Annotated in this window: 7 protein-coding genes and 1 pseudogene; 6 read left to right on the forward strand and 2 right to left on the reverse strand. The window is 71.1% G+C overall.

Going from position 1 to position 12,205, the window contains the following annotated elements; translation table 11 throughout:
- Nucleotides 1-29: 29 nt before the first annotated feature.
- The gene (locus ACFWVE_RS12035) at nt 30-1,346 is read right to left on the reverse strand and encodes an MFS transporter (protein ID WP_384011439.1); all 1,317 of its coding nucleotides are present in this window, start codon (nt 1,344-1,346) and stop codon (nt 30-32) included.
- A gap of 664 nt (nt 1,347-2,010) precedes the next feature.
- Between ACFWVE_RS12035 and ACFWVE_RS12040 the strand changes: the two genes are divergently transcribed.
- The 3 genes and pseudogenes from ACFWVE_RS12040 to ACFWVE_RS12050 form a co-directional block, all read left to right on the forward strand.
- The gene (locus ACFWVE_RS12040) at nt 2,011-3,042 is read left to right on the forward strand and encodes a LacI family DNA-binding transcriptional regulator (RefSeq protein WP_384011442.1); all 1,032 of its coding nucleotides are present in this window, start codon (nt 2,011-2,013) and stop codon (nt 3,040-3,042) included.
- A gap of 198 nt (nt 3,043-3,240) precedes the next feature.
- On the forward strand, nt 3,241-4,338 hold the full coding sequence (locus ACFWVE_RS12045) for an ABC transporter substrate-binding protein (protein ID WP_384011444.1): 1,098 nt from the start codon (nt 3,241-3,243) through the stop codon (nt 4,336-4,338).
- A 38-nt stretch (nt 4,339-4,376) separates the two neighbouring features.
- Nucleotides 4,377-6,259: pseudogene (locus ACFWVE_RS12050) on the forward strand (AbfB domain-containing protein); the annotation flags it as partial.
- A gap of 88 nt (nt 6,260-6,347) precedes the next feature.
- On the opposite strand, the gene ACFWVE_RS12055 reads toward ACFWVE_RS12050, so the two are convergent.
- Nucleotides 6,348-9,623, reverse strand: coding sequence for a LamG-like jellyroll fold domain-containing protein (locus tag ACFWVE_RS12055; protein ID WP_384011448.1), 3,276 nt, complete (start codon nt 9,621-9,623; stop codon nt 6,348-6,350).
- A 690-nt stretch (nt 9,624-10,313) separates the two neighbouring features.
- Here ACFWVE_RS12055 and ACFWVE_RS12060 point away from each other — a divergent pair.
- The 3 genes from ACFWVE_RS12060 to ACFWVE_RS12070 all read left to right on the forward strand — a co-directional run bounded on the left by ACFWVE_RS12060 (nt 10,314) and on the right by ACFWVE_RS12070 (nt 12,196).
- Nucleotides 10,314-10,772: an ATP-binding protein gene (locus ACFWVE_RS12060; protein ID WP_384011451.1), complete on the forward strand. Its 459-nt coding sequence runs from the start codon at nt 10,314-10,316 to the stop codon at nt 10,770-10,772.
- 253 nt (nt 10,773-11,025) lie between these two features.
- Complete coding sequence (locus ACFWVE_RS12065; RefSeq protein WP_384011518.1) at nt 11,026-11,541, forward strand: TetR/AcrR family transcriptional regulator; 516 nt, start codon at nt 11,026-11,028, stop codon at nt 11,539-11,541.
- Between the two features lie 244 nt (nt 11,542-11,785).
- The gene (locus tag ACFWVE_RS12070) at nt 11,786-12,196 is read left to right on the forward strand and encodes a hypothetical protein (protein WP_384011453.1); all 411 of its coding nucleotides are present in this window, start codon (nt 11,786-11,788) and stop codon (nt 12,194-12,196) included.
- Nucleotides 12,197-12,205 lie beyond the last annotated feature (9 nt).

Raw genomic sequence — 12,205 nt, forward strand, 5'->3', positions numbered from 1 at the left:
GCGCCGTGCGGCGCCGCCCCCCACGGCCGTCACATGTCCGGCTTCCCGGCCGTTTCGGCCGGGCCCGGTCCGCCGGTCGAGGCGGTGTGAGCGGCGCGGCGGCGGAGGGCGTCCTCGTCCGTCAGCGCGTCGTAGGTGAGCAGTCTCGGCAGCGCGACGGCGAGCAGACCCACCGAGGCCACGCAGGCGAGACCGCCGGTCCAGAAGGCGGGACGGGTGCCGGTCCAGCCGGCCATCGCGCCCGCCCTGACCTGTCCCAGCTGCGGGCCGACGCTGTACGACAGCACCTCGATGCCCGCGAGCCGGCCGCGCAGTTCGTCGGGGATGGTCTGGTTCCAGATGGTCGAGCGGCCCAGCCCGCTCAGCATGTCGCCGGCCCCGGCCACTGCCAGACAGCCCAGCACCAGCCAGATGTTCGACAACCAGCCTGCCGCCGCGATGGCCAGGCCCCAGCCGGTCGCGCCGCACACCACCAGGAGACCGTGCCGCCGCACCCGGGACACCCAGCCGCTGGTCAGGCTCACCACCACCGAGCCGACGGAACCCGCCGCGTACATCAGCCCCAGCGACCAGTCGGCGTCCAGTTCGTCGGCGAGGAACGGGAAGATCGTGTTCGGGAAGGCGAAGAACATCGCCGCCATGTCCACCGCGTACGTGCCCAGGAGCACCGGCCGTGACCAGGCGTACCGTGCTCCCTCGGCGATGCCCCGCAGCGACGGCTTCCCGGCGTTCTCGGCCGCCGGCATGGGCGCGAGCCGCAGGCACAACAGCAGCGAGACGGCGAAGCCGGCCGCCGTCGTCGCGTAGGCCGGGGCGTTGCCCGCGTACGCCACGACCAGGCCGGCCAGGGCGGGTCCGGCGATCGCGCCGATCTGCCAGCGCAGCGCGTTCAGGGCGGCCGCCGCCGGGAGTTGGTCGTGCGGCACGATCCGGGCCATCAGCGAGTCCAGCGCGGGCCGTTGGAGCCCCACCAGGGCCGCCACCCCGGCCGCGACCACGTACAGCGGCCACAGCATCGGTTGCGGCAGCGTCGCGTTGACCAGGAGGACGACCGCGAGCACGCCCAGACCCGCCTCGGTGAGCAGGATGACCCTGCGCCGGTCCACGGCGTCGGCGAGTGCGCCGCCGTACAGCCCGAAGACCACCAGGGGCACCAGTTCGACCGCGCCCATGGCGCCCACGGCGAGGGGTGATCCGGTCAGCTCCTTGATCTGCAGCGGCAGGGCGACCAGGGCCATGAAGCTGCCGAAGGTCGTGACCAGCCCCTGCACCCACAGGAGCCGGAAGTCGCGGGAGGACCGCCAGGGCGAGAGGTCGGGCAGGACGGCGGAGAGTGCGGAGGTCACCTCTCGCTCCGTGCCACCGGCTCGTAGGAGGACACGGCGGCCGCGGTGAGCAGGCGCCGGCGGGTTGGGTGCATGGTCGGACTCCACGGTCGCGGATGACGGAGGCGCCGGTCCACCCACGCCCGGGGCCCGGATGCCGTCATGGAGTGTGTGCACCGCACCAGAAGCAGGACTTAGGTAAGCCTTGTCTTGCGTCCAGCACGGTAAGCGTACGACCTCGGTGGTCGCAAACGATCGCCGGGGACACCGGTACGGCGGTCCTCGAGGGCGCCACCGCCCCTGGCACTGCCCGCCGTCCCGCCGATGGTTCGGACGCGCATACCGGCCGCCGGCGCCGTGAACGCCGACCAGGCATGGCGGGAAGCGGAGACTTCCGGGGCATGGCCATCGGTACGGGCTACGTTCACGTCGACGTACAGACGGGGAGATCCCGCCTTCCGGGAGCAGTCGAGTCCGCCGAGCCCGACCTGTTCCGACCTGACCGGGCCCTGTGCGCCGCCGTAGGGGCGCCCTGCGCACCGTCCCTGCTCATGGCCTTGTCAGTGTCCCGGACACGGATGTATAACGTTGTAAAATCAAGACCGGCGGCTCGGCGCCCGGCTCACGCCGACGGCGTCCGTATCTGCACCGGTTCCCGGTCCGGGCCGCTCACGAAGGGATTGTCGTGCGGGTCAGCCTCAAGGACGTCGCCGCGCACGCGGGGGTCTCCATCAAGACCGTCTCCAACGTGGTGAACAACTACCAGCACGTCACCCCCGCCATGCGCGAGCGCGTCCAGAGGTCCATCGACGCTCTGGGCTACCGGCCCAACCTGGCCGCCCGGCACCTGCGCAAGGGGCGTACGGGCATCATCGCGCTCGCGCTGCCCGAACTGGGCAACCCCTACTTCGCCGAACTCGCCGCCGCCGTCATCGACACCGCGGCCGAGCACGACTACATCGTGCTCCTCGACCACACCGGGGGCCGGCGCGAGCAGGAGATGCTGGTCAGCCAGGGGTTCCGGGCCAGGGTCATCGACGGACTCATCCTCAGCCCGCTCGAGCTGGAGGCCAAGGACCTGCGCGACCGCGCGGAGCACGTGCCGCTGGTCCTGCTCGGCGAACGGGACTACGACCTGCCGTACGACCACATCGCCATCGACAATGTGGCCGCCGCCCGTGCCGCCGTCCGGCACCTGGTCTCCCTGGGCCGCCGGAAGGTGGCGTTCATCGGAGCGCGGCGGGGACACAGTCAGCCCGCCCAGCTGCGTGTGCGGGGCTGGCGCGAGGAACTCACCGCCGCCGGACTCCCGGCCGACGGGAGGCTGGTCGCCGCCGTCGACGGCTGGGGACACGCCGACGGCGCTGCGGCGATGGCCCACATCCTGGACAGCGGAGGGCGCCCCGACGCGGTGTTCGCCTACAACGACCCGATGGCCATCGGGGCGATGCGGGTCCTCCACGAGCGGGGCCTGCGGGTCCCCGGGGACATCGCGGTCGTCGGGTTCGACGACGTGCTCGAAGGGCGCTTCAGCGCGGTGACGCTCACCTCCGTGTCACCGGACAAGGCCGCCATCGGCCGGCTCGCGGTCGAGTCGGTGCTCGCCCGGCTCCACGACGCGGCTCCCGAGCCGCGCCGTGTCTGGGCGGACTACCGGCTGGTCGAACGGGAGAGCACGCTGGGCCGGGCCTCGGGCGTCGACGGCACGGGCACCTGATTCCCGCTCACCCGCCCCCTCCTTCCCCCGCATTCCTCCCGTCCCGCCTTGTGCGCAAGGGGTTTACAGCATTCTTCCAACGATGTCGGACCTGATGGCGGCGAACCGGACGCCGCCTCGCACACAGGGAGCACCACCAGTTCCGCGCGCCCTACAGCTCCCCAGTTCCCTTTCAGCGTCACCTGGATCGGGGTCACCATGCAGCGCACCACTCACCGCTCTCAGCTCCTCGCCCGTCCTGTGATCACGGCCATGGCCGCCATGGTGGCCCTCACCGCCACCTCCTGCGCGAAGTCGGAGGACGACGCGTCGGACAGCAAGAAGTCCCCGGCCGCCGCGGCCGACGCCGGCCAGAAGGTCGCCTCGCCGAAGCCGGGCAGCAAGACCTGCGCCATCGACGCGTACGGCGGCGAGAAACTCGACCTCAAGGGCGCGACCGTCGGCTTCTCCCAGTCGGAGAAGGAGGCCAACCCGTTCCGCATCGCCGAGACGCAGTCCATCAAGGACGAGGCGGCCGAGCGGGGTGTCGAGCTGTTGACGGCCAACGCGCAGTCTCAGTTCTCCAAGCAGATCAGCGACGTCCAGGACCTGCTCGCCAAGGGCGCCGACCTGCTGGTCATCGCGCCGCTCAACTCCGACGGCTGGGACCCGGTGCTGCAGGCCGCCGCCGCCAGGAGGGTCCCGATCGTCACGATCGACCGCAAGATCAACGCGACGGCCTGCAAGGACTATGTCTCCTTCATCGCCTCGGACTTCGTCGAGCAGGGCCGGCGGGCCGCCGACCGGACGATCGAGGCGACGGGCGGCAGGGGCGAGGTCGCGATCCTGCTGGGCGCGGCCGGGAACAATGTCACCACCGAACGCACCAAGGGCTTCAAGGACCGCGTGGCCGAGAAGGCCCCGGACCTGGAGGTCGTCTTCGAGCAGACCGGCGACTTCGCCCGGGAGAAGGGCCAGCAGGTCACCGAGCAGCTCATCCAGTCCAAGCCCGGTATCAAGGGCATCTACGCGGAGAACGACGAGATGGGCCTGGGCGCGGTGGCCGCGCTCAAGGGTGCGGGCAAGAAGGCCGGCGACGTCGAGATCGTCACGGTCGACGGCACGCGCAACGCCGTGCAGGGCATCGTCGACGGCTGGATCACCGGCGTGATCGAGTCCAACCCGCGGTTCGGCCCGCTGGCGTTCGAGACGCTGGACACCTTCACGCAGGGCAAGGAAGTGGCCCAGGACATCATCATCGAGGACGGCGCCTACGACACCTCGAACGCCGAGCAGGACCTCGGCAAGGCCTACTGATCCCCTGCGGGGCCCGGCCTGTCCGGCGGGCCCCGCCGACCGTGTGGGTCAACGACCGGCAGGCCGGCGCACCGCACAGCGGCGGCTTCGACGCGTTCTCCCACGACATCACCGACCTTCTCGGCAGTGGCACCAACACCGTCGTCGTCTCCGTGTGGGACCCCACCCAGACCGGCGGCCAGGCCGTCGGCAAGCAGCGGATCAACGACGTGACACCGCATCCGGGCGGCGGCATCTTCTACACCGCCGCGTCCGGCATCTGGCAGACGGTGTGGCTCGAACCCACGGCGCCCGCCCACATCACCCGCCTGGACATGGTTCCCGACCCGGCGAACAACCGGCTCGAGGTCACGGTGCGGGGCACCGGGGCGAACGGCCACCGGGCCAGGGTCACGGTCTCCGTCGGCGGTAGCCCGGTGGGCACCGCCGCCGGCCCCGTCGGCGGCGAGTTCACCGTGCAGGTGCCCTCCGCACGACGGTGGACCCGGACGATCCCTTCCTCTACGACGTAGGGGCGGATCTGCTCTCCGGCGGCACGACGGCCGACTCCGTCGGCAGCTACACCGGGATGCGCTCCGTCGGCGTCGCCCGCGTCGGCGGGGTCCTGCGCCCCGTCCTCAACGGCGAGTTCGTCTTCCAGACCGGCACCCTGGACCAGGGCTACTGGCCGGACGGCATCTACACGGCGCCCAGCGACGCCGCCCTCCGGTACGACCTGCAGAAGCACAAGGACCTCGGCTTCAACATGGTCCGCAAGCACATCAAGGTGGAGCCGCAGCGATGGTTCTACCATGCGGACCGGCTCGGTCTGCTGGTGTGGCAGGACATGCCGTCCATGGACCTGCGCACACCGGACGCGGCCGCCCGCACCCAGGGGGAGGCCGAGTACGACCGCGTCATCGACCAGCACCGCAGCTCGCCCTCGGTGGTGATGTGGGTCAACCAGAACGAGGGCTGGGGCCAGTACGACCAGGCCCGCATCGCGAACGAGGTCAAGGCGTACGACCCGTCCCGTCCGGTGAACAACATGAGCGGTGTCAACTGCTGCGGCTCCGTCGACGGCGGCAACGGGGACGTCGTGGACCACCATGTCTACGTGGGGCCCGGCACCACGGTGCCCGACGCCACCCGGGCGGCCGTCCTCGGCGAGTACGGCGGCCTGGGCCTGAAGGTGTCCGGTCACGAGTGGTATCCCGGCGGCGGATTCAGCTACGAGGACCAGCCGGACGCGGCCCACCTCGACGACCGGTTCGTCGGCCTGCTGGACGCGATCCGCGAGGTGCGGCCGGGGCGGGGCCTGTCCGGCGCGGTCCACACCGAGATCACCGACGTGGAGAACGAGGCCAACGGCCTGCTCACCTACGACCGTCAGGTCGTGAAGGTGGACGAGGCGCGGATCAGGGCCGCCAACCGGGCCCTGATCGAGGCGTCCCGCTCGCCGGCGGCACCCGTCACCCTGCCGGCCGGTCGGTACCGGTCTCTCGGCGTGACGACACCGGGGCTGACGGACCGGTATGTGCGGCACCAGGACGGCGCGGTGTTCACCGAGGCCGTGGACGGCGGCAGCAGCGCGCTTCTGAAGAACGACGCCACCTGGAGGATCGTCACCGGCCTCGCCGACGGCTCCTGCTGCTCCTTCGAGTCGCGGAACCATCCCGGCGAGTATCTGCGCCACCGCGATTACCGCGTGTACAAGGAGTCCGGCAGCGGCGGCCTCTTCCGGGCGGACGCCACCTTCTGTCCGGTGCGCGGCGCGAACGGGGCGGTGCGGCTGTCCGCCTGCAACTTCCCCGAACAGTATCTGCGCCACTACGAGGCCCAGTTGTGGCTGGCCACTCCGGGCGGTACGCACACCTGGGACAGTCCCGCCCTGTTCGCGCAGGACACCACCTGGACCGTGGCGGCGCCCTGGGCACCGTGAGCGGTGTGCGGCACCCGGGGGTGACGGACGGTGGCGGTCCTCGGGCCGCCGCCGGCAGGCACGGTGTCCGTGCCTGCCGGCGGGCCGGTTACGGCTTCTGCCCGTCGTGCAGGGCGCTCACCTCCTCGGCGGTGAGCGCCCTGTCGTACGCGTGGACCTCGTCCACTGCGCCGTCCCAGAAGTCGGTGTCCGCGCCGTTCCACTGGGCACGCCCCACGGCGAGCGGTCCGGAGCCGACGTAGGCGGGGCCGGCGGTGGTGGTCTCCGCCAGTTCGCCGTCGACGTAGAGGTCGATCTCGCCCCGGGCGTCGTCACGGACACCGACGAGGTGGTACCAGCGGCCGGTCTCCGGCCGCGTCTCCAGCCGTGCGCGCCGGCCGTCGGGAGTACTGAAGGCGAAGGCGCCCTGCCCGTACTGGAGGTAGAAGGGGCTGGCCTGGCGTCGCCCGTCCTGGCTGATCGCGGTGGCGTAGTTGCCGGGGAGCGAGTCGAGCCTGACCCAGCCGGCGATCGAGTAGCTGCCGGTGGTGTCGAGCACGGGTCCGGCGGTCTCGGCGTGCTGTCCCTGTCCGTCGAACTCGAGCGCGCTGCCGCTGACGCCGGGGGTCCAGCTGGCGCCCCCGGTGAGTGTCAGGGGCCTGCTGTTGGGGCCGTCGTCCTTCGCGGTCGTGCCGGTGCCCTCGTCGAGGCTCCAGTGCCCGCCGCCCTTGAGCTGTTCCCGGTCGCCCGCGGCGGCGCCGGCCGCGATGACCTCCCGGTTGATCTCGCGCACCTGGGCCGGGTCGACCTTGGTCTCCCGCCGGTCGTAGGTGTAGAGGCCGTTCAGCTCGTTCTCCAGGTCGGTGATCTGTGTGTACACCGAACCGGAGAGTTCTGCGGCGGCCTGGTCGAGGTAGAACTGCTCGGTGTTCTCCACGTACTTGCGGGTCAGCGCCTCCTTGTCGGCGACCCCGCTGTAGATCACCGTCGGCGTGCCGGGCCACATGTGGCCCGGGGTGCGCAGGGTGAAGCCGCCGTGCTCGCCGTCCATGGCCGCCCGGTGGTCGGGGAACGGCGGGTCCTCGTTGGTGTAGTCGTGGTGGTCGATGATGTCGCCCTTGCCCGAGTCACCCTTGGAGTTGCAGCAGTTGACACCGCTGTGGGCGTTGACGACGCGGGAGGGGTCGGCGGCCTTCACCGATTCGGCGATGCGGCCGCTCTCCTCGCGGTTCCACTCTCCCCAGCCCTCGTTGAAGACGATCCAGCCGATGGTCGAGGGCGAGTTGTGGTGCTGGCGCATCATCTCGCGGCCCTGGTCGACGAAGGCCTTCTGTCCGGTCTCGTTGGTGATGTTCCCGGAGACGAAGTCCTGCCAGACCAGCAGGCCGAGCTTGTCCGCGTGGTAGAACCAGCGTGCCGGCTCCACCTTGATGTGCTTGCGGACGGCGTTGAAGCCGAGCTTCTTGTGCGCCTCGAGGTCGAAGGCGAGCGCCTTGTCGCTGGGGGCGGTGTAGAGGCCGTCGGGCCAGAAGCCCTGGTCGAGGGTGGCGAGGGAGAAGACGGGCTTTCCGTTGAGGACCAGCTTCTGGTAGCCGCCGACCTCCTCGATCCCGATCTCGCGCATACCGAAGTAGCTGGTGACCCTGTCGGCGGACCGGCCGTCGGTCAGCCTGACGTCGAGGTCGTAGAGGTAGGGGTCGTCGGGGCTCCACAGGTGCTGCTTCGCCACGGGGAGCCGGAGCTCACGGCCCGCCGGGCCGCTGACCCTGCCGACGATCTTGCCGCGGGCGTCGCGTGCGACGGCCTGAACGCGCGCCTTCGAGGAGGCGCCCTCGGACTCGACGGTCACCGCCAGGCTGCTGGTGTCGATGTCCGGCGTGGTGACGACGTTGTCAATGGCCGTGTCGGCGACGGGTTCCATCCAGACCGTCTGCCAGATGCCGGACGACTGGGTGTAGAAGATCCCGCTGGGGGCCGTGTGCTGCTTTCCCGTGGGCTGGTCGGCGCCGCCGGTGTCGGTGACCGCGACCACGACCTCCTGCGCTCCCCTGCCCTTGAGCGCGTCGGTGATGTCGGCGCCGAAGGCGGTGTAGCCGCCGGTGTGTTCGGCGACCTTCCTGCCGTTGACCCACACGCGGGCCTGGTAGTCCACGGCGCCGAAGTTGAGCTTCAGCCGCTTGCCCTTGCCGACCTCCCAGTCCTTCGGCACCTCGACGAGCTTGCGGTAGAACATGTGGTCCTCGTGCCGCTCGAGCCCGGACAGCTGGGACTCGACGGGGAACGGCACGGTGATCCTCTCGTCCAGGTTCTTGCCGAAGACCGGCTGCTCGCCCGCCTCGGCACCGCTGAACTGCCAGGTTCCGTTGAGGTTCTTCCACTGGGACCGCACCTGCTGCGGACGGGGGTACTCCGGCAGCGGGTTCTTCTTGTCCAGCTTGTCACCCCACTCCGTGGTGAGACGGTGAGTGGAGGCGTTCGCCGCGTAGCGGACGATCCGGGGCACGGTCTCGTCGCCGGCCGTCAGGCCGCCCTCGCCGTCGTAGGTGAACCGGACCTGCTGGCTCTTCTGGATCGGCTTCGCGAGCGTGACGAGGAGGGAACTGTGGTCGCCGGGGGCCGCCTTCACCGAGGTGACCGGCATGGCAGTCGTGTCGGCCTCGATCTTCAGGTGCTCGGCGACCTCGTCGAGGTCGCCGAGCCGGTCCTCGAAGCGGGCGCGCAGCCGCTTCCCGTCCTCGGCGACCGACAGGTCCACCGGAAAGACCTCGAAGCCGGCGGGCGGCGTGAACGCCGACTCGGGGACGAGTTGCTTGGACATCGTCGGGCTCGACCAGCGCAGGAACATGTTCGACCCGCCGAGGTCCTGGAACATCTCCAGCCGGAAGGTGTGCTGCTCACCGGCGGCCAGCCTGATCGGCTCGCTGGTCTGTTCCCTGTCCCAGTCCGGCTCCCAGTGGTCGATGACCGGCTTGTCGTCGATGAAGAGGCGGAATCCGTTGTCGCCGACGGCGTGGAACGTGTAGTCGCCGGTCGCCGGCGCCTCGATCTGCCCCGTCCATCGGGCGGTCGTGTGCTCCGTCCTCCCGGTCAGTTCCTCGAACGTGCCGGTCAGGCCCGAGAAGTTGATCTGCGGTTCCAGGAGGGTGCCGCCGAGCTCGGCGAAGTCCCGGGCTCCCGGCGCCGACATGCTGAAGTACTCGCCCTTCAGGCCGTGCTGCTCGATGGCGGCATCGGCTGCCGCGCCGGCGGTACGCGCGGGCGTGCTGCTGCTCGCGGGGTGCGCGGCCGCCGCGGCGGGAACCGCGGCGCCGGTGGGCAGGATCAGGGCCGCGGCGGTCAGCAGAGCCCACCATCGGGCTCTCGGGCGGGTGTGTTGTCTTGTCATCGAACCTTTCCTCGCGCAGGGGGCATGGAGACAGGACGAAACAGAACTGCGTCAGGTGAACGGCCTTGCCGACGGGGCGTGTTCACCGGTGGCCGACGCGGGACCGCCGGTACGGCACGGCACCGGCGCTGCGATGGCCAGAAACTCTTTCAACGTTGGAAATTCACCGTGCAGCGGAATGACAACACGTCACCGAACGGCTGTCCAGACTTCGCGCACAGCTGGTTGACCGTCAGGAGACCCCGCCGCCGGGGCGGGCCGGCGGTCTTCGCGGGCGCGCGACGGGGCATCCCACGGGGGATGCCCAGGGCGGGCTGCTCTGCCGCACCGGCCCGGACGGGGCGAAAGAGGGCGAGGCAGGCGGGGTGCCGCGGCCGGGCCACGGAGGACCGTGGCGGGCCGAGGTGGCACGGACCTCAGGGAACGCGGGCGACTCCGACGTACAACGGGATCCGCTCACTTTGGCTGTGCTGCTCCCCGGACTTCGGGTGCCAGCGCTCCCACAGCGAAGTTGTGCACCGTGCAAAGTGACGGGTTGCCAGAGCACGGACCGGGCACTCATAGTGACGGGGTGACCAGGTCGATCCGGGCCCGACGGCAGGCTCGGGCCACGCGTGGCCACGTGGACACCTGTCATGACCGCCCCCACAGCGCACGGCATCCGGTGCTCCCCCACGTCAGGAATCGTTCGTGGCCTTGACCGACGCCACCCCCACGGCCGGTGGCACCCCTCCCCCCGACCTCGGCTGCGCCGCCTGCCGGGCCGCCTACTTCCTGCCCGCCGACCGCAGAACCGTCGGCAGGGCCCGTCGCCTCGTGACGGAGCAGCTCGGATCCTGGGGCGTGGACCCGGACGGGTGCGACACGGCGGCTCTCGTGGTGAGTGAGCTCCTCACCAACGCCGTGCTCCACACGAGCAGCCGGCGGATCTCCTGCACCGTGGAGGCCACGCCGGAACTGGTACTGATCCAGGTCACGGACGACGGCAGCGGGCCGTCCGTGCCCCGGCCGCGACGGGCCGGTTACCGGGACGAGGTCGGACGCGGGCTGCTGCCGGTCAAGACCGTCTCGGAGCGCTGGGGAGTGAGCTGCGCCGAGTACGGGGACGGCCGGACCGTCTGGGCGGCGCTGCGCACGACCCGGTCCTGAGCCCGTCGCCGGTCCGTCCGGCCGGCTGTCGCCGCCGGACCCCCGCTCTGACATCATGGACCAAACGGAACTCCGCTCCGGAACGAGGGTACGGAACCATGTTCCGTACGACAGGTCCGGCAGCGCAGGGAGCGGTGTGGTGAGCGGCAGCGGCAGCGGCAGCGGCAGCGGCAGCGGCAGCGGCAGCGGCAGCAAGGATGCGGGGCGCGCGGGCCGGCCCAAACGGACGGATGCCCGGCGCAACGAGAAGACCCTGCTCGACGCGGCGGCCACCGTCTTCGTCAGGTCGGGCGTGGACGCGCCGGTGCGCGACATCGCGACCGAGGCCGGTGTCGGGGTGGGCACGATCTACCGCCACTTCCCGACCCGGGCGGATCTCATCATCGCCGTCTACCGGCACCAGGTCGAGGCCTGCGCCGAGGCCGGTCCGGTCCTGCTGGAGAGCAGTGCGACGCCGCACGCGGCACTGCGGGAGTGGATCGGTCTCTTCGTCGACTTCCTCGTCACCAAGCACGGACTCGCCGGTGTCCTGCAGTCCGACAACACCGGCTTCGATACGCTGCACGCCTACTTCCTCGACCGGCTCGTGCCCGTGTGCGCCGAACTCCTCGCCGCGGCGGCCGCGTCCGGTGAGATCCGCAGCGACGTGGAGGCCTACGCGCTCATGCGCGGCGTCGGGAACCTCTGCATCGGCGCGGACAGCGATCCCCGCTACGACGCACGCCTGCTGGCCGGCCTCCTCGTCACCGGACTGCGTCAGCCGCGCTGAGGCCTTCGGGCACCCCCTCTCACCGCTGCGTGCCGGATGGGTCCGTGCCGTGCGCGTGTCGGCCGGGCTCGGACACAGACCGCTGGCCGCGGCCTCCCCCCGTCGCGGGAGACTGCCGGGATGATCGACCGAGTCGGCGGGAGGGGACCGGGACAAGGACACCCTGGAGGCCGCCCTGCGCTGTACCCCGTACGAGGACGACGAGGAACCGGCCGGCGAGCCGGACGGCGCTGCGGCCCGCGCGGTGCTGGAAGGGTTCCGTCCGGCGCTGCGGCGTGCCCGGGATCGGCGGGACGCCGCGGCCGACTGGAACGACGGGTACGGCGGCTACGAACCGGCGCCGCTGGAGGGCTACGCGGTCCTGTGCAGAGACGTGTTCGATCCGTCCCACGTGCGCGGCCGCGACAGCAAGGCCGGCCTCCGCGAGGCCGAGCGCGTCATGGCCGCGGGTGATGCCGAGGGCCGCCGGGCCGATTGTGCCGAAATCGTCATCGATCCGGAGCGGGGCGGCAATGCACTGTTCTTCCCCGTCGCGGCGGAGGAGAGGGAGGGGTACGAGGCGACCGAGCCGGACGGGACCGTGGTGCGCCTCGCCTTCGCCGCCCACGACTTCGACCAGGTCCTGTCGTCACCTTCCCGTCACAGCGCGCCGTGACAGCACCCG

The organism is Streptomyces sp. NPDC058632 (assembly GCF_042717095.1).
In the GTDB taxonomy this organism is placed as follows: domain Bacteria; phylum Actinomycetota; class Actinomycetes; order Streptomycetales; family Streptomycetaceae; genus Streptomyces.

Bases quoted from the DNA above. Each gene is read 5' to 3' on its own strand.
- ACFWVE_RS12045 (WP_384011444.1), top strand. From the start codon at position 3,241: ATGCAGCGCACCACTCACCGCTCTCAGCTCCTCGCCCGTCCTGTGATC.
- ACFWVE_RS12055 (WP_384011448.1), bottom strand. From the start codon at position 9,623: ATGACAAGACAACACACCCGCCCGAGAGCCCGATGGTGGGCTCTGCTG.